The organism is Bermanella marisrubri, from assembly GCF_012295615.1.
GTDB classification, from domain to species: Bacteria; Pseudomonadota; Gammaproteobacteria; order Pseudomonadales; family Oceanobacteraceae; genus Bermanella; species Bermanella marisrubri.
In genome coordinates this window covers 1738015-1756679 of sequence record NZ_CP051183.1, presented here as the reverse complement: position 1 = coordinate 1756679, position 18665 = coordinate 1738015, and the positions used below count along the sequence as shown (strand labels likewise).

Genomic DNA, 18665 nt, shown 5'->3' with positions numbered 1-18665 from the left:
TGAAAAGGTAACCATATGCACGGAAGCCTCTACTTAGATAATCTAACCATCAATGAAACCTGCTCCACACGACCGGAAAAAGACACCCACATCACCACGATCAAGATCATTAACCCCAACTACGAAGATGATCAGTTTTTGGTTGCCCGTACAATCAAGCTAAGTAGCGGCCAGCCTATTGCCAGCTCTGATGCGTGGCTAGAGCATATTGAAAAGAAGCCATACGAAGCCCTTCTACTCAAGAAAATATTTGAAGGTGAAATGTGGGTAGAAGTCAGCATCACTCATGGTCAAGAGGCTGATTTGGCTAGCAAGCTGATGGCCAAGCTATTGGAAACCGCCGTGGATACCGTTCTTGATACTTTATCCTTTGGTATCGACATGGATGATATTAACGAAGACTTGGAATTTGGCGGCAAGAGAAAAGACCGCCCTATTGCTTACGGGATATTTTGCATTCGCGTATTGGATCATGGCGGAATTGAAGTTCGCTCAGTATCAGACTACCCGGTCAATGCGAGCACCAATAATGGCAGCACCGAAATAAAACTAGGGTTAAAAGCCCCGACTGAAATCAACAAAGTTCACCGCAATATGGATCGCGGTGCTTTTGCTGGTTACGAAACTCGCCCGCTACTAAATGCCAAGCAAGACAATGGTGAAATTAAACTTCGTCTAAAGATCCGTTAAATTAATCCCAGTTCTATAGCTCGCATTACCGCCTGAGTTCGGTCACGCACATCAAGCTTTTCTAGAATGGATGAAATTTGATTGCGTACCGTACCTTGGGCTTTAAACACCGTTGATGCGATTTCATTATTGCTATATCCAGCCGCCACCAGACGCAATACTTGAGTCTCTGATGTCGATAATTCAATTTTATCTGACAGTGACTCTTGAGGTATGGCTTGCGCATAACGTGATATGCGATCCGTCACTGCAGGCCGCACCCAATCACCACCTTTTAATACATGCTTGATAGCCGACGTCAATTCATCCAAACCAACATCTTTTCGCAAATACCCTTTTGCACCCAAACGCGTGCATTGAGAGATCAGTTCATGATCATCAAAGGTGGTTAAGATAATAACCGGTGTAAACCAGCTCCTCTCCTTAAGTCCCCGTAATACTTCGACACCGTTCATAACTGGCATGCGAATATCTAATAGAATGATATCCACGGCATATTGACCAGCCATCTCCAAGCCCTCTTGCCCATCGCTGGCACAGGCAGTGACTTCAAAACCGGGCTTCAATTCCAACAATGTCTTAATGCCATCACGCACTAACTTCTGATCTTCTATCAGTAAGATTTTAATCATTCACTTAATATCCCTTTACGCTACCGCAGCATGCTGCCTTGCTAGCAGCACTGTTATTTCCAATCCATTATCACCTATAGAGAGTGATAGCTTTCCACCGATTTTTTCGACACGCTCCTGCATACCCTGCAATCCATTTCCGAATTGAGGCAGCGACTTTAGCCCACCATTATCAAGCACTCTCAACTCGATTTGGTTAAATTTCTGCTTAAGCAAAATGGCAGCTCTTGTTGCTTTGGTGTGCTTAACGATATTCGTTAACGCCTCCTGGCATGTTCGCAATAGGACCTCTGCTTCTTCATTAGATTCAATTCTAATGCTGGGCGACCAATCCAACCAAACATCTAGCTTTGGTAGGTTATCTATTATTGCTTTTAACGCTGGCTCCAATTGAATACTACTATGCCCTCGAAAAACCGATACCACTTCACGCAATTCACTCATCAATAAATGCGCAATAACACCGGCCTGAGAGATCGCTTCTTCGTGATCCTTGCCTTGTGTGTGTTTCGCAATCTCTAGCTGCAAACTTAGCGCTGACAAATGATGACCGGATAAATCATGCAAATCCCGAGCGATTTGTATGCGCTCGTCCCTACGACTACTTGCCGCCAACAAGGCCTGCATTGCTGTTAATTCATTTACCAACTCAGCCGCCCGTCCATGAGCTTTCTTTTCAGATATAAGAGTAAAGCTTATATATAAAGCGAATAGATTAAATAGTGAATACAACACCGCATTAATCCAAAGATAAGGATTCACCGCCATAATGTAATGAAACAACGACAGTGCAATCGGGATTGATACGGCAAGTCCAACACATAATCGCCAATGAAAATATCGCGATGCTTTTGCAATCGTCAGTATCCATAAGACTTGAGTCAGTCCCGATGGAAAAATAAGCGATACGATTACCGCTGATATAGCCGACATCCAAAACCAAGCAGGAGGCGTTTCTTGATCAAAATATTGGGGGTGACTTGAGCAATAATTGGCTATCACGTTGACAACAAATACGAAAGTGATCATCGCTATCGATAACTGGGATACTGACACAAGTGCTGAAACTTGTTCATCTAAGACCCACAAATACATCGTCACAACTGCGACTGTGATAGAGGTAAGTGTCGCAAGAATAGGATCTGCCACACGCAGAAATTGATGTCGTTGGATTGTCATGGGTGAAGCATGCATTGCTATGCACTCCGTTACGATAGGACAAATGTCATTTATTTCGTGACATTTGCCACATGCTTGCAAATAGGCAGAAGCGCACTATTCAACAAACCTCATAAAACTTCAAGGACCGACATGGTGCGCTTCCATATCAAAGCCATTACAGTTGTATTTATCTCTTTTGCATTGCGTGTAGAGGCTTCTAGTAATACAGAGCAAGATACAAACAAAACTGAATACCTTGAGGTTGGCGGCGCTGGTTTATTTAGTAGTCCGCCTTGGATTAATAGTCAGACTAAAGCCCTACCCACACCTTTTATTTCTGGTAGAAATGGGAATTGGTATTTTGGGCTAGACCACGGAATCTTTTCCTATCAAACGCAATGGCAGTCCCTCCATATCAGAGCGGGCTTGGGTTATCGCGATGAAAGCATGAATAGCAGCCTATTTGGCGATGCTAATGACAGTAGACTAAAGAATGCAAAGGATGCCGATGCCGAGATTACGCTTAATTCAGGGCTTGCATGGCACTGGTTTTCTATTGACGTTCAACAGGACATTTCAGGGCAATCAAACGGTGCAACCGTTATGCCTGCAGTAACAATACCTGTTTTTAAATTACCGGGAAATTATCAACCAATGGCCAAACTTATGCTCGGCAGTCGCTGGCTCAGCAAAAAATATGCAAATAGTATTTATGGTAGTAATAAAAGCATTGATGACCTGCAAGCTTACCAACCTGGCGAGGCCGTCAATCCATCAACGACGCTCTTAATGATGTGGCCAATAAGTTACAACTGGCAAGCCCGTCTACGCTGGCAAAAGGAGTGGCTAGATTCAAAAATAAAAAAGAGCCCACTAGTCGGCAACTCGTCGTCAGAGCAAGCAATGTTTACTCTGACTTACAGAATAAAATACTAGCCCATTAAGTCTTTAAACATCACAAAGGCATCCACATAGCCCTCCTGTGGGTGCTTAAATGCACCGGGCAATCGCCCTACTTTCTCAAAACCTAATTTCTCCCACAATCGGATGGCGCCAGTATTTGTTGACGCAACGAAGTTGAATTGCATGGCGCGATAGCCCAACTGCCTCGCTTGCTCTTGCGAATGCTCGCACATAGCAGTGGCGACACCCTTACCGCGTGCACTATCACTAACCATATAGCCACAATTGCACACATGACTACCAGGACCAGACATATTTGTCTTTAGATAGTAACTACCTAATATCTCTCCTTCATGCTCAGCCACATAGGTTTTCTCAGGCAGTACCATCCATGTATTGATGGCCTCTTGCTTTGTCATCTCAGTGGGATAGGCATAAGTGGTCCCAGCGGCGACAATGACATGAAAAAACGGCCAAATTTGTTCAAAGTCTTTTGTATCAGCTTCTCGAATGGTGATCATGCCTAGCTTTCCTGTCCTAAAGGGCAACTCCAATAAGTCACTTTAAGCTCTGGCCTTGATCGTGTTTCAAGATCAAGGCGTGGTATTGAAGGTCTAACGGGTTAAATCAAAATACCATAACACAGAGATTGGAACACGACCAAGGCCCCGAAGGGCAAGGCCTGTAGCACTTTCCTTCGGTGTCAGACTTCTGGGAAAGGACTCGTCATTACGCGGCGAAGCCTTCCTTGAACAAAAGCACTACAGGCGTCTTGCAGAGTCAAATTGACTTATTGGAGCTGCCCTAAAATCACAAGCATGATAAAGCAAGGTATGGCACACTCTCAAACATCAAGGAGAACAATAATGATAAAAAAAGACTTTGATTACATTGTTATTGGCGGCGGCAGTGCCGGCTGCGTGATAGCCTCTCGTCTTAGTGAAGATCCAAATATCGAAGTCTGCCTTTTAGAAGCAGGCAAAGCCGATACCAGTCCATTTATTCACGCGCCATCGGGTGTGGCCGCTACCGTCCCTTTTGGTTTATTTAGCTGGCATTACAACACCACACCGCAAGCGGGTCTAAACGGTCGCTGCGGATTTCAACCACGCGGTAAAATCCTCGGCGGCTCCAGCTCTATCAATGCCATGGTTTATATACGCGGCAACGCTTGGGATTATGATCACTGGGTTAAGCTAGGCAACAAGGGCTGGAGTTATGACGAAGTTCTACCCTACTTTAAGAGAGCAGAACACAACGAAACTCTCGGTAATGACTTCTATCACGGAAAAAATGGTCCATTAAATGTAGCCGAAGTCTCTCAACCAAGTCCCCTCAATCAACGCTTCTTAGATGCCTGCCAAAGCAATGATATCCCGTTGAGTTCGGATCTTAATGGCGCACAGCAATTTGGTTGCCGTATAAATCAAGTAACACAGAGAAATGGCGAGCGTTTTAGCGCAGCTAAAGCTTATATTACGCCAAATTTATCCAGACCAAACCTAACCGTGCTCACTCAAGCTTTGGTTCATGGAATCAATACTGACAACAACAAAGCCGTTTCCGTGAACACATGCATTAAAGGCGAGCGCCACACTATTAGAGCTAACAAAGAGATCATCTTAAGTGCAGGCGCTTTTGGCTCACCGCACATTCTTCTACTAAGCGGCATAGGCCCCAAGCAGGAACTAGAGTCCTCAGGGATACAATGTGTGCTTGATTCGCCCGGCGTCGGTAAAAACCTGCAAGATCACGTGACTGCCAGTCCCATATATCGAAGTCGCTATTCTAGTGATACTTTTGGTTTATCGCTGCGCGGGGGATTGGATGTAATCAAAGGTGCTTGGCAATGGGCCACTAAGCGCCACGGCAAACTCACCAGTAATTTCGCTGAATCGGCCGCGTTTTGCTACGCCGATAAGAATGCGCCTTGCCCTGATATAGAATTAGAATTGGTAATTGGCATGGTGGATGACCATAATCGCAATCTACACTGGGGTCATGGATACAGCTTACATGCAACGGTATTACGACCCAAAAGTCGTGGCGAAGTTACCCTAATCAGTCCTGACCCAAGCAAGCCTCCTGCGATCAATCCAAATTTTTTGAGTGACGAGCAAGATTTAGAGACGCTAACTAAAGGGCTGCAGATTGCTTTGGACATTATGGAATCCAAAGAATTTGATGATGTACGCGGTAAAATGCTTTACCCATTGGATCGCAATAATATCGAGCAACTCAAACAATACTGCCGTGACTATGCTGATACTGAGTACCATCCGGTTGGCACCTGTAAAATGGGACCTGAATCAGATGCAATGGCTGTGGTCGACTCAGAATTAAGGGTTCGCGGGATACAGGGCCTTAGAGTGGTCGACGCCTCGATCATGCCAACCCTGGTCAGTGGCAATACTAATGCACCGACCATCATGATCGCTGAAAAGGCTGCCGATTTAATCAGACAACCCCAACAAGGCCCCGTAAATTAACCCTCATCGAACCCCGAGAGCTCAGGATTAGGCGTAATCTTGCCTAGCCACGCCTCTCGGTTCGCACTTCTTAGTAATTGCACATAAACTGCTGTCAGAGGTCAATATGTGCAACCTAGCACCTCGTGCAACAATCCTTTCTGAAAAGAAATAATGACGTTCTTTTTAGAACAATCTAAGATTGCGCAAAATCTTTTTAATGGATCATTGAATCATGAGAACCCTAACTACCCTATTGATTGGCATTTTGGCACTAGCCAGCTATTCAGCGGTCGCCAACCAAGGCCTTCCTGCTGAAGTTATAAATGTCGAACCACAGTCTATTAGCAATAAAATCGAATCGATTGGTACCTTAAAAGCGAACAAAGGCATAATTTTATCCGCTGAGGTGTCTGGACGAATCACCAATATTGGCTTTCAGTCTGGTGACGAAGTAAAACAAGGCGAGTTACTTTTCGCGCTAGAGCACTCTGCCGAAGCAGCAGCAGTCAATGAGGCAAAAGCCCGCGTGCGCTTGAGTCAGATTGAATTCGATCGAGCCAAGACGCTTCTCAAGAAGAACGCCGCAAGCCAAACAGACTTGGACCGCGCAAAGGCAAACTTAGCCATCAACCAAGCGCAAGCAGAGTCTGCAGCATCACGCTTGAGTAAATTTAAAATCAAAGCACCATTCAATGGTATGGCAGGCATTCATGACTACAGCGAAGGCGAGTACATTAATGCCGGTGAATCACTACTAGAGCTGGTGGACATTAGCACACTTAATTTAGATTTTTTCGTGCCTGAAACCAACTTAAAAGACGTTGCGGTTGGGCAAACACTGGAAATCTCTTTGCCAGCATTTCCTAAGCAAAACTTCACAGGCGAGGTAATTGCGATCTCCCCTAAAATCACAGAAACCGGCCGCAGCCTAAAAGTTCGCGCTCGCATTAATAATCAAAAAGGCCTACTAAAGCCTGGTTTGTTTGCCAACGTATTCTTGTTAATCAACACACAAGATGATGCATTATTGATTCCAGAGCAATCACTAATTCCGCAAGGCAATCAATACTTTGTAATGACAGTCGTTGATGGAAAAGTAAACCAAGTGCCAGTTGAGCTAGGCGCTCGTAAAGGAGCGTTAGTGCAGATTACCTCGGGTATTAATGCTGGCGACACCGTTATTACTGCAGGACAAATCAAACTGCGCCCTGGCATGCCGGTAACGGCACTTACGCCAGAAATGATGCAAGCCAAAGCAAAGCAGCAGCAACAATAGGCGGTAACGATTTATGAGTATCTCTGAAGTCAGCTTACAAAGGCCGGTTTTTGCTACCGTGCTGAATATTTTAGTCGTGCTATTAGGCCTAATGGCCTATGACCGACTTACTGTGCGTGAATATCCCAACATCGATGTTCCCGTTATCAACGTAGAAACCATTTACTTGGGCGCTAACGCCTCCATCATGGAATCGCAGGTCACCCAGGTGCTGGAAGAATCCCTTTCCGGTGTAGAGGGCATTGACTACATTAGCTCCACTAACAGCTTTGAAAAATCTCAGATCACCGTGTATTTCAAACTGGATCGTGATCCTGATGGTGCGGCCAGCGATGTTCGTGACCGTGTAGGTCGTGTGCGTGGCCAATTACCCAGTGATATCGAAGAACCAATCGTGGCTAAGGTAGAAGCCGATGCTCAACCGATTATCTGGTTAGCCTTTTCCAGTGATCGCCACAGCGATCTTGAAGTTACCGACATTGCCGACCGTCGCGTGAAAGATCCACTTCAAACCATTCCGGGTGTAGCCAGCGTTCAGATCGTAGGTCAGCGTGAGTTTGCTATGCGCATTTGGTTAGACCGAAATAAAATGGCTGCATATCAAGTAACCGCTCAAGATATTGAGCAATCTCTCTCGCAGCAAAACTTAGAAATCCCAGCCGGTACGATTGAAAGCAAAGAGCGTGAATTCACCGTACTTGCGCAAACCGACCTTAATACCATCGAAGATTTCGAAAATATTGTCATCCGGAATGATGGCGGTTACTTAGTTAAATTAAAAGACGTTGCGCGTGTGGCAATTGGTGCTCGCAATGACAACATTGTTTCGCGCTTTAAAGGCGAGAGCGCCGTTGCGCTTGGGGTTGTTAAGCAATCCACCGCAAATCCCCTTGATGTAAGTGAAATGGTAAACGAGCGATTACCTGATATTCGTAACGCCCTACCTGAGGGTATGAATGTCGCGGTAGCATACGATTCGTCTAAGTTTATTTCCAAGTCTATCGATTCGGTTTACACCACTATTATTGAAGCCGTAATTCTTGTTATCTTAGTTATCTTCCTTTTCTTAAGAAACTTAAAAGCCACACTTATTCCATTAGTGACCATTCCGATTTCATTAATTGGTGCGTTTAGTTTGATGCTGCTTTTTGGTTTTAGTGTTAACACACTGACGCTTCTTGCTATGGTTCTAGCCGTTGGACTTGTAGTGGATGATGCTATCGTTGTTTTAGAAAACATCTATCGCTACATAGAAGAAGGAATGAAGCCACTAGAGGCGGCATTCAAAGGCATGAAAGAAATTGCTTTTGCGGTAATCGCCATGACGTTTACTTTGGCGGCCGTATTTGCTCCTGTTGCCTTTACTCCGGGTCGTACTGGTAAACTATTTACAGAGTTCTCCCTGACGCTAGCTGGTGCAGTTGTCGTGTCGGGCTTCATCGCTCTAACACTTTCGCCGGTTATGGCATCCAAACTATTAAGACACAACCCGAATCCGAGCCGCTTCTATCTGAAAGGCGAAGAGATTCTCGACAATCTAACCAATGCTTACAAACGCGTTTTAGAGAAAGTCTTAAGCTTTCGTTACGCGGTGTTGGGAGTGTTCGTTGTAACCTTGGCCGCTATTGGGTTCATCTATCAGCAACTACCTGAAGAACTCGCTCCTGTAGAGGATCGCGGTACGATCATCGGCTTCTCAATTGCCCCTGAAGGTGCGAGCACAGAATATGTTGACCGTTATGCTCGTCAAATCGAAGGGTTATACGCTGGCGTACCAGAACAAGATCGTTATTTCATGATTGTTGGATTCCCCTCTTCGACAAACAGCATCTCTTTCCTTGGTCTAAAGGACTGGGACGAACGTGAACGCAGTGCTATGGAAATTGCTGATACTTTGCAAGGGCCTATGTTTGCAGGCATTACAGGCACCATGTCCTTCCCAATGCTGCCACCCTCTCTGGGTCAAAGCATTATCGCGCGTCCGGTTGAGTTTGTAGTACAAACCAGTAACAGTTATGAGCAGCTAAACCAACTTATGCAAGCACTAATGGGCAAGGTATATCAAAGCGGCATGTTCACTCAACCGGATACCGACCTGAAGCTTAATAAACCTCAATTGAACATTGAGGTGGATCGCCAGAAAGCAGCAGACCTTGGAGTAAGCATTTCAAGCTTAGGCCAGACCCTGCAAACGCTTATGGCGGGTCGAGAGCTGACTCGCTTCAAGAAAGATGGTGATCAATATGAAGTAGTCCTACAAGTTGAAGATGCCAGTCGAGCTTCTCCACAAGACTTATCGCAAATCTATGTGCGTAGCCAAAGCGGTGAGATGATTCAGTTAAGTAACCTAATTACAGTCACTCAAACGGTTGCACCGAAAGAGCTGAATCATTTCAACAAACTTAAGTCTGCAACCGTACAAGCCGGTTTAGCTGAAGGCGTTACTATAGATCAAGCACTTGATTTCCTTCATGGCGCAGTCGATGAACTGAAGCAGGAAATGAATCTCAGCGTTCAAGTGGATTACAAAGGCCAAACCCGTGAATTCATGGAGTCAGGCGCGGGCCTAATGGTGACCTTCCTACTCGCGTTGATCTTTATCTACCTGGTGCTATCTGCTCAGTTTGAAAGCTTTAAGAGCCCATTGATTATTATGCTATCGGTACCGCCAGCTTTATTTGGCGCCCTATTCACATTATGGATCGTGGGCGGAACGCTCAACGTTTACAGTCAGATTGGCTTATTAACACTGGTGGGCTTGATTACCAAACATGGTATTTTGATCGTGGAGTTCGCGAATCAACTTCAGGAAAGCGGTCAAGACAAGCTCAGAGCAGTTATTGAGGCAAGCGCACTACGTTTACGCCCTATTCTAATGACCACGGCCGCCATGGTGCTGGGCGCTATTCCACTGGCTTTGGCTAGTGGCGCAGGTGCGGAAAGCCGAGAACAAATAGGCTGGGTTATCGTAGGCGGTATGAGCTTTGGTACGTTATTAACCCTTTTTGTAGTGCCAAGCTTCTACTTATTGATAGCAAGCCAATATCGCAAACCCGAACAAGATTAAGGGAACAAGGAAATACAATGAGCCCGCTTATGCGGGCTCTTTTGTTTCACTGCAAGTCATTTATGCGACAGGCATAATACCTTTACCACACACCTGCCACCTACATTCGAGCTAGCTCATAGGTTATAATGAGTGCAAACGCGCAATAAGGTTAACCATGAAATCAGCTATCACGATCACACGTCCAGATGACTGGCACTTACATCTACGCGACGGAGATGTTTTAAAGCACACAGTACCTGCTACTGCGCAGCACATGCATCGCGCTATCATCATGCCTAACCTTAAGCCACCGGTTAAGAACGCCGAGCAGGCCTTGCAATACCGCAACCGCATCCTTGCGCAAGCACCTCAAGGTAGTCAATTCGACCCACTAATGGTGTTATATCTCACAGATAACACGACACCCGAAATGATCCGTGAAGCGGCACAAAGTGGTCATATCTATGCGGCTAAGCTTTACCCAGCTGGTGCGACTACAAATAGCGACGATGGTTTAACCGACTTAAGTCGTTTAAAAGAACTTGGTGAGGCGTTAGCAGAAAATAATATGCTGCTATTGGTTCATGGTGAAGTCACCGACAACCACGTTGATATCTTTGATCGCGAAAAGGCATTCTTAGATAATATTCTTGCCGATCTGGTTGCCAAAGTACCGAATCTAAAACTGGTTGTTGAACATATCACCACAAAAGACGCAGCCGAGTTCGTGCAATCACAAGGTGACAATGTTGGTGCGACGATTACACCTCAGCACCTGAGCTACAACCGCAATGATATGCTTGTGGGTGGCATTAAACCTCACTTCTATTGTCTACCTATCTTAAAGCGCAACACGCACCAGCAAGCACTACAGGATGTAGTTGCAAGTGGGCACAAGCGCTTCTTCCTTGGAACCGACTCTGCACCACATGCCAAAGGCGCAAAAGAAAACGCCTGTGGCTGCGCGGGTTGCTACACCGCTTATGCCGCCATTGAATTGTATGCCGATATTTTTGACGAGCTTGGCTGTCTAGACAAGCTAGAAGCGTTTGCAAGCTTTAACGGTCCTGACTTTTATGGTTTACCACGCAATACCGACACCATCACCCTAGTGAACGAGCCATGGCAGGTTCCTGCTGAGTTCGATTTTGGTAGCGATGTTATTGTGCCTCTGCGTGCAACCGAGACCATCAACTGGAAAGTAAAAAGCTAATGAGCGTTAAGCAGCCTATTCCGATATTCGACAACCTAGAATATCTGCCGGACGCATTCCGCTTGTCCGCCAACGAGGCTGCGCCAAAACATTCACATGAGCTAAGCGAAGCACAAGCTCAAGACTACTATTACACTGCACGCTTCCTCCTTAGTTACAAAGGTAGCAGCGCCACTTTCAATGCTTATCGAAGAGAAGTTGAACGACTTCTGCAATGGCTTTGGCAAATAGAGAACTTGAATTTACCAGACGTTAAGCGTGAGCACATTGAGCAGTTCATGGAGTTTTGCATAGCGCCACCAGAAACATGGATCGGTAACAAAAACGTCGCTCGCTTTAAATCAAAAAATGGCTTGCGACTTATCAATCCAGACTGGCGTCCATTTGTAACACCGAGCAATAAAGCGACGGGTACCAAGATAAACGCCAAGCAGTATTCACCCTCACAAAAAGCAATACAATCAAGCTTTGCTATCTTAAGTTCGTTTTTTAATTTTCTTATCCAAGAAGAATGGCTAAGCGCCAACCCAGTTGCGCTTGTACGTCAAAAAAGTCGTTTTATTCAAAAGTCACAAAACCAAGAACCTATTCGACGCATTAGCAATTATCAATGGGATGAGGTCATACGCATAGCGGAAAAACTAGCCCAGAATGATCCACAACAACATGAGCGAACACTTTTTATTTTAAATTGTTTGCTGGGCATGTATTTGCGTGTATCAGAACTCGTGGCTGATGAACGCAGCACACCGCTAATGAGCGATTTTCGTACAGATAGCGATCGAAACTGGTGGTTTCACGTCGTCGGTAAAGGCAATAAAAGCCGAATGGTTACCGTATCCAACGATATGCTAAACGCGCTTAAGCGCTATCGCGGGCATTTAAACCTGACGCCGCTGCCCTATCCTGGCGAGCAAACCCCATTAGTCAGCAAAATACACGGCCAAGGCCCAGTGACAAGCACACGCCAAATACGCAATCTTATTCAAAAATGTTTTGATCTTGCTTATGAATCTTTGGTTCAAAAAGGACAAGAACAAGACGCTGCAGAACTTAAGGCAGCCACTGTCCACTGGCTGCGTCACACAGGAATATCAGAAGACGTAAAAATACGTCCTAGGGAACACGTCAAAGAAGACGCCGGCCATTCGAGTATGGCAACCACAGACAAGTACATTGATAGTGAACTACGTGAGCGACATGCCAGCGCTATCAACAAAAAAATTCATCGTCATGCGGAAGATGCCTGACTCTAACCAGTTATTATTATGAAATTTGTTGTAAAACTATTCCCAGAAATCACCATTAAATCCAAGCCAGTGCGTAAGCAACTGATTTCTCAGTTGCGCCGAAATATTCAACGCACACTCACCCATCATGGTATTGACGTTAAAGTACAAGGCCAGTGGGATAACATTGAGCTTCATATTGAAGACGACAACCTAGAGCAAGGTGCACGAGATCTTCTGGTAAAAATCCCAGGCATCGAAAAAGTACAAACGGTTAAAGAATTTAACTTCCAAACGTTTGATGACATTTTTCAAATCGCAATGGAACAGTTTGCTGACAAGCTAACGGATAAGACATTCTGTGTTCGTGTGAAAAGAACTGGCGATCACGACTTTAACTCTACCGATGTAGAACGCTACGTCGGTGGCGGTTTACTAAAGCATACCGACGCTAAAAACGTACAACTTAAAAAGCCTGACGTAACGGTTAAGCTGGACATTCGCAAACAACGCCTGCATACCATCACCCAAGAAGATAAAGGCTTAGGTGGTTTCCCCATTGGCTGTCAGGACTCTGTACTTTCATTAGTTTCTGGCGGTTTTGATTCAAACGTGGCCAGCTACTTGATGATGCGCCGCGGCATGCAAACCCATTATCTATTTTTTAATTTAGGCGGCTCAGCTCACGAAATTGGCGTCAAGCAAGTAGCGCACTATTTATGGGAAAACTACAGTGTTAGTCATGGCGTTAAATTTATCACCATTCCATTTGAAGGCGTTGTAAGCGAAATCTTAGAACGCATTGATAATAGCTATATGGGCGTTGTCCTCAAGCGTATGATGCTACGCGCAGGCAGCCAAATTGCTGAGTCCATGGGCATTGATGCTCTAGTTACTGGCGAGAGCATTGCTCAGGTCTCCAGTCAGACCCTGAAAAACCTCAAAGTGATCGATGGTGTCACCGAAACACTTGTATTGCGCCCATTGATCACCATGGACAAACCTGAGATTATCAACATTAGCCGCGAAATTGATACCTATGACTTTGCTGCCAATATGCCAGAGTATTGCGGTGTCATTTCTCGCAAGCCAACCACACGTGCAAAAATCGAAAAAGTGATACACGAGGAAGCACGTTTTAATTTCGAAGTATTGGATAAAGCCGTCTACGATGCTAAGTTCGAGCGTATTCAAAACGTATTAGTGGGACAAAAAGGTGTTACTGATGTGGAATTGATTTCAGTGCCCGGCTCCGATGATATCATCGTTGATATCAGACACCCACAGGAAGAAGAGCAACAACCACTTCATCTAACCAATAATGAAATAGTGAAAATACCCTTCTACAAACTGGCTCAGCAAGCACATGATCTACCCCATGATAAGACACTGCTTTTGTATTGCTCAAAGGGTACCATGAGTCAATTACACGCTGAGCACCTTATTCAGCAAGGATTTGAAAACATAAAAGTATTCAAGCCAAACAAGTAAGCTCAACAATTATTAACAGACATAAAAAAAGCCCCTAAGGGCTTTTTTTATGTCTGCTTTTCAATACATTCTAGCTTGCTAAAGCTGGCAGCAGAAAACCCCAACCTAAATAAATAGCTCCTTCCAAAGCTGGACGCCCACCTTCGTATTCCTCCATTTTGGGTAATATAATTTTGACACACAAACCTGCCAGTGCGATGTAAGCAATTAGGAATAAAATGGAGCTTACAACCCAAGCAACAATAGAAAGTCCAAGTTCATACTGCATGGCCATTGCAAATTGCGCACTACCGCTGATCGCCATCGCCGCACCCATGTGCTGAGCAGCCGCTTTGATTACTGGTGGCCTTTTCTTTTCAGCTATCGCCTTAATTAAACCACCAGATGTCCATAGCATTCGTAAACGCGTCTCTAACGTTAAAATGAATTGAGAAATAACGAATGCAATGAAAAGTGCGAGCAAGCCCAACTGCTCGTCTTGAGACACCCAACTTAAAGCTGATTTAATAACAATGGCAGTGCCAATCAAATGCGCTCCAGTTATAAAAGCCGCTTCCACATTGCCCATTTTAGTGGCCTTCGTCAGATTTAAAGCTGGCAAAACTAATTTATCTTGAAGCCAAGCACCGCACATCAGCATAACAATCGCAATGGCACCATAAGTGAGAACCACTTGAGCTTCTTGCCATACTGTGAGACTGAACTCACCTGACGTTACACCTGTTAACGCGAGCATCAGTGCTATTACTGCCGCCCCCGTTTCTATATTACTGGCCTCTGGATGCTTATTAACGGGACTCACCCAGAAACGATTTAACCAGCGCATGGCTGCCACAAGCGCGAAGATAACGACTAGATCCGTCACAACAAACATCAAATAAGACGGATCAGTTAAGGTCCATTCCATAATGCATCCTATAATCTGAGTACAACAAAAGTTTAATGATCTCTATAATGCCCATCAGCTTAGTGAAATTCTAGTAGGTATTCCATGCGCATAGTCTCATTCAACATAAATGGCGTTCGTGCACGCCTCCACCAAATTGATGCAATCAAACATCAGCTTAAGGCCGACATCATCGGCCTACAGGAGGTTAAAGCAGCTCCAGAGGTAGTCCCTGTGGCTGATATCGAAGCCATTGGATACAAAGCTGATATCCATAGCCAGAAAGCCCACTATGGCGTAGCGAATCTGTCGTTAAACCCAAGCATTGAATGTCAGCAAGGGTTTCCAGGTGATACTGACGACGATCAAAAGCGTTTTATCCATAGTCAATACAAACTTAACAATGGCGAAATCTTGCATGTATTGAATGGTTATTTCCCACAAGGGGAAAACCGCCAACATGAAACAAAATTTCCGGCCAAGCGCAAGTATTACGCAGACCTTAAAGACTATTTAAATAAACACCTATCACCAGATAATCACATAGTCGTCATGGGCGATATGAACGTAGCTCTTCACGACGAAGATATAGGTATAGGCGAGCAAAATAGAAAACGCTGGCTAAGAACCGAGAAATGCGCGTTCTTACCGGAGGAACGTGAATGGCTACAAGGGATTTTAGACTGGGGCCTGGCAGATAGTTTCCGTACGCAGCATCCGGATACCAATGATCGCTATAGCTGGTTTGATTATCGCAGCAAGGGTTTTGCTGACGATCCCAAGCGCGGTCTTAGGATCGATTACATATTACTTAGCAAAAGCTTAATGTCGAAGCTAAAAACAGCGGACATTGATTACGATATCAGAGGCATGGAAAAACCCAGTGACCATGCCCCTATCTATGTTGAGCTAAATTTATAACCAAGCACAACGTGGCTACTGCATTTGCTGAATGTAGTTTAGCCATGCCTTGGCTTGGCCACGCTTCTTCTCCGACTTGGAAGCTTGGCCAAGTAAAGCGCGAGCTTTATCAATATTATCCAAATTAAATTCAGCGATACCGGCTAACATGGCTGCTTCGGCTGCGACCTCTGCATCCATTTCCTGCTTTTTAAATCTAGAATAAAAATCCACCGTCGGCTGCCAAGCTTGGCCGTCAACCAATAATCGAAGAACTTGCACACCATCTTTTTCTTCTGGATAAGACTCATACAAACGTTGCAATGCCGACAGTGCATCATCCATCTCTTTCGCCTGCAAATAGCCTTGATAAGTTAAGCGCAAAACATCTTCTGTTGACTCTAACTGTTTTTCTTCCAGAGCTTTATCTAGCATTTTTGCTGCATGATAAGGGCCGCCTTGGCTCGCCATAAGTCGTGCCAATACAAGAAAATCACTTTCTTTATCCACCAATCCTTGCAAGAAAGACAAATATTTTACTGACGCCGCATCTGAATAGTCTTCCATCATCTGATGCAAACCAGCCTTCTGTTGCCAATATCGTGCGTTGTCCGGATATAAAAATACTAACTGGGTTGCATAAGCCAACGCTTTATCTAATTGCTTTAACTGATAATGGCCTGCAAACCCCATTTGCAACCAAGGCTGCTTGGGTTCTTTTGCCACTTTATTAGCCTTATCAATATAGGGTGTTCCCTTCTCAAAATCTTCAAGACTAAAATACGCTGCAGCCATCAATGCCAAGTTACTCGCACCAGGCTCTTTTTCGACTTCCGAAAATAAACGCTGTAAAGTAGAAATAGTCTGTGTATATGCATCCTGCTGATAATACAGATTAGCTAAAAAACTAAGCAGTTGATTTCGCGTACCATCCGGCAAACCGTTAAGCCGAAGTGCTTCATTAATAAATTCAGTGGCCTCCTTCAGATCATCATTCCTTACGGCCACCTGAGATAAGGTTTGCAAACTGAGCGCCACACCCAACGCATTGCCCTTCAATGACTCTTTAAACGCCAATAATTCCTGACGAACCTCAGCCACTTCTGCATCGGTTTTCGCTTCATTTAAATCCTCTTGAAATTCTTCAAGTTGATTGTAAACGCGAGGACTCAAATTCGCTTGCGCAATTAAGGGGAGCAGCAATAAGCATGCAAGTATCAATCTCATTTTCGCTCCTCCAAGTTAAATTCAAATGGCAGTACCGCAGTCTGTGAAACAGGTTTTCCATCTTCCAGCTTGGGCTTAAATTTAAAACGCCAAGCCGCACGAATAGCCTCGCGCTCAAAAACACCCTTGGGATCCGATTCAACAACCTCCACATCATCCACATTGCCCGCTTCATTAATCGACATACGGATAATTACGTAACCCTCTATACGACGGGCTAAAGCAGACTGGGGGTATCTAGGATTCACTCGTACCAGAGGAATCACATCTGTATTCCCAAAGCCATATCCAGATAACATGCTACCGATACCTTGACCCTTAAAGCTGCTCAAACTTGCATCCAAGTTAGGCATACTCACATCGGGAGACTGAGTCGTCGTCTGTGCTACTGGCGTATTTAGCTTTGGTGTAGGTTTTGGTTTTGGGGGCTCGCTAATATCACGATTTTTACGCTGTGCTTCGCTGTCATCCAAAGAGCGCACGAAATTCACCATCGCAATAGTTTCTTTTTGGGAGGAAGATAATTGCTCTGGCGTGATCATCCAATGCATCAACCAAAAGACCGCGAAAGAACTCACAACCGATAACAGCAACAATACTAACACTCGCATTTTAACTTCCCGGTGTTGCTGCTAACGAAATATTCATGATGCCTGCCAAGCGAATTTGATCCATAACTTCAACAAGCATGCCTGTGCGCGCGTCTGTATCCGCCTGAATGACAACACCACTTTCTGGGCTTTCCGCTTTGAGCTTTTCAATATTTGCCCGAACCGAACGAATATCAACAGCGCGTTTATCAATCCAAACTTCACCATTTGGTTTGATGGCAACCATGATATTGCCTTTCTTGTCCTGCTGAGCAGAATCTGCCGTAGGTCGATTAACCTGCACACCGCTTTCTTTTACGAAAGAAGTGGTAACAATAAAGAATATCAACATGATAAATACGATATCCAGCATGGGCGTCATATCGACTGTTGAGTCTTCACCTTCACTATCTGTGTGTCTTTTTTTCATAACTTCATCAAAACTACTTCAGTAGTTTGTCCTGAAAGATTTCCAATTGCTTTTTAGCCATACTGCTAAAACGCGTTTTAAAATATAGGCCTATTAGCGATATAACCATTCCCGCCATGGTCGGCACGGTTGCCATTGAAATGCCCGACGCCATTGCGCGCGCATTACCCGTACCGGTGACAGCCATGGTATCGAATACATTGATCATACCGGTTACTGTGCCGAGCAAACCCATTAGAGGGCAGATCACAACTAACAACTGAATCAGCCCAAAATGCTTATTGAATGCCTGCTTGACTTGGCTGATGTATAAGCGGCGCACTTTTTCTCGACACCAATTGTCGTTATGGTCCAGAGTTGCCCATTGCTCTCGATACTGCCGACAAAGCGGCTTTGCTTGTGACCTGAAAAACCAATAGCGATCTAAGATCAAAAACCACAGCATCAAGGTCACTAAAAGTATGCCGTAAAGAACTGGCCCACCACTTTGTAAAAAATCAACGACATCCGCCAACAT

General features: G+C 44.9%; 17 protein-coding genes. 9 read left to right on the top strand and 8 right to left on the bottom strand.

Annotated features, from left to right (window positions below; translation table 11 throughout):
• The first annotated feature begins 15 nt into the window (after positions 1-15).
• Complete coding sequence (locus HF888_RS08030; protein WP_007017813.1) at positions 16-690, top strand: DUF4097 family beta strand repeat-containing protein; 675 nt, start codon at positions 16-18, stop codon at positions 688-690.
• Here the strand turns inward: HF888_RS08030 and HF888_RS08025 are convergent.
• Both HF888_RS08025 and HF888_RS08020 read right to left on the bottom strand, forming a co-directional pair.
• Positions 687-1322, bottom strand: coding sequence for a response regulator transcription factor (locus HF888_RS08025; protein ID WP_007017812.1), 636 nt, complete (start codon positions 1320-1322; stop codon positions 687-689). The two genes, HF888_RS08030 and HF888_RS08025, sit on opposite strands and share 4 nt — an antisense overlap.
• Positions 1323-1337: 15 nt before the next feature.
• Positions 1338-2501: a sensor histidine kinase gene (locus HF888_RS08020; protein ID WP_165837035.1), complete on the bottom strand. Its 1164-nt coding sequence runs from the start codon at positions 2499-2501 to the stop codon at positions 1338-1340.
• Between the two features lie 132 nt (positions 2502-2633).
• On the opposite strand from HF888_RS08020, the gene HF888_RS08015 reads away from it, so the two are divergent.
• Positions 2634-3419 carry a MipA/OmpV family protein gene (locus HF888_RS08015; protein ID WP_007017810.1) on the top strand — a complete coding sequence of 262 codons (786 nt, stop codon included), beginning with the start codon at positions 2634-2636 and terminating at the stop codon, positions 3417-3419.
• On the opposite strand, the gene HF888_RS08010 is transcribed toward HF888_RS08015, so the two are convergent.
• Positions 3416-3907 carry a GNAT family N-acetyltransferase gene (locus tag HF888_RS08010; protein ID WP_007017809.1) on the bottom strand — a complete coding sequence of 164 codons (492 nt, stop codon included), beginning with the start codon at positions 3905-3907 and terminating at the stop codon, positions 3416-3418. The genes HF888_RS08015 and HF888_RS08010 overlap by 4 nt on opposite strands.
• Positions 3908-4252: 345 nt before the next feature.
• Between HF888_RS08010 and HF888_RS08005 the strand changes: the two genes are divergently transcribed.
• The 6 genes from HF888_RS08005 (at position 4253) to thiI (ending at position 14115) form a co-directional block, all read left to right on the top strand.
• Positions 4253-5875: a GMC family oxidoreductase gene (locus HF888_RS08005; protein WP_007017808.1), complete on the top strand. Its 1623-nt coding sequence runs from the start codon at positions 4253-4255 to the stop codon at positions 5873-5875.
• A gap of 214 nt (positions 5876-6089) precedes the next feature.
• The gene (locus HF888_RS08000) at positions 6090-7133 is read left to right on the top strand and encodes an efflux RND transporter periplasmic adaptor subunit (protein WP_007017807.1); all 1044 of its coding nucleotides are present in this window, start codon (positions 6090-6092) and stop codon (positions 7131-7133) included.
• Positions 7134-7146: 13 nt separating this feature from the next.
• The gene (locus HF888_RS07995; RefSeq protein ID WP_007017806.1) at positions 7147-10200 is read left to right on the top strand and encodes an efflux RND transporter permease subunit; all 3054 of its coding nucleotides are present in this window, start codon (positions 7147-7149) and stop codon (positions 10198-10200) included.
• A gap of 157 nt (positions 10201-10357) precedes the next feature.
• On the top strand, positions 10358-11395 hold the full coding sequence (pyrC, locus tag HF888_RS07990; protein ID WP_007017805.1) for a dihydroorotase: 1038 nt from the start codon (positions 10358-10360) through the stop codon (positions 11393-11395).
• Entirely contained in the window at positions 11395-12645 is a 1251-nt protein-coding gene (locus HF888_RS07985) for a tyrosine-type recombinase/integrase (RefSeq protein ID WP_007017804.1), read from the top strand. The genes pyrC and HF888_RS07985 overlap by 1 nt, the downstream gene beginning before the upstream one ends.
• 18 nt (positions 12646-12663) lie before the next feature.
• Complete coding sequence (gene thiI, locus HF888_RS07980; protein WP_007017803.1) at positions 12664-14115, top strand: tRNA uracil 4-sulfurtransferase ThiI; 1452 nt, start codon at positions 12664-12666, stop codon at positions 14113-14115.
• 70 nt (positions 14116-14185) lie between these two features.
• Here the strand turns inward: thiI and HF888_RS07975 are convergent, their stop codons facing one another.
• Positions 14186-15022: a DUF350 domain-containing protein gene (locus tag HF888_RS07975; RefSeq protein ID WP_007017802.1), complete on the bottom strand. Its 837-nt coding sequence runs from the start codon at positions 15020-15022 to the stop codon at positions 14186-14188.
• Between the two features lie 84 nt (positions 15023-15106).
• Here HF888_RS07975 and xthA point away from each other — a divergent pair, with 84 nt between their 5' ends.
• Complete coding sequence (xthA, locus tag HF888_RS07970; protein ID WP_007017801.1) at positions 15107-15922, top strand: exodeoxyribonuclease III; 816 nt, start codon at positions 15107-15109, stop codon at positions 15920-15922.
• A 15-nt stretch (positions 15923-15937) separates the two neighbouring features.
• Here the strand turns inward: xthA and HF888_RS07965 are convergent, their stop codons facing one another.
• Genes HF888_RS07965 through HF888_RS07950 form a run of 4 tightly spaced genes read right to left on the bottom strand, consistent with a single transcriptional unit; the run spans position 15938 to position 18665 of the window.
• Positions 15938-17128: a tetratricopeptide repeat protein gene (locus HF888_RS07965; protein ID WP_007017800.1), complete on the bottom strand. Its 1191-nt coding sequence runs from the start codon at positions 17126-17128 to the stop codon at positions 15938-15940.
• Positions 17125-17739: an energy transducer TonB gene (locus tag HF888_RS07960; RefSeq protein WP_007017799.1), complete on the bottom strand. Its 615-nt coding sequence runs from the start codon at positions 17737-17739 to the stop codon at positions 17125-17127. Before HF888_RS07960 ends, HF888_RS07965 begins: the two co-directional genes overlap by 4 nt.
• A 1-nt stretch (position 17740) precedes the next feature.
• Entirely contained in the window at positions 17741-18148 is a 408-nt protein-coding gene (locus HF888_RS07955; RefSeq protein WP_007017798.1) for an ExbD/TolR family protein, read from the bottom strand.
• Between the two features lie 13 nt (positions 18149-18161).
• Positions 18162-18665 carry a MotA/TolQ/ExbB proton channel family protein gene (locus HF888_RS07950; protein ID WP_007017797.1) on the bottom strand — a complete coding sequence of 168 codons (504 nt, stop codon included), beginning with the start codon at positions 18663-18665 and terminating at the stop codon, positions 18162-18164.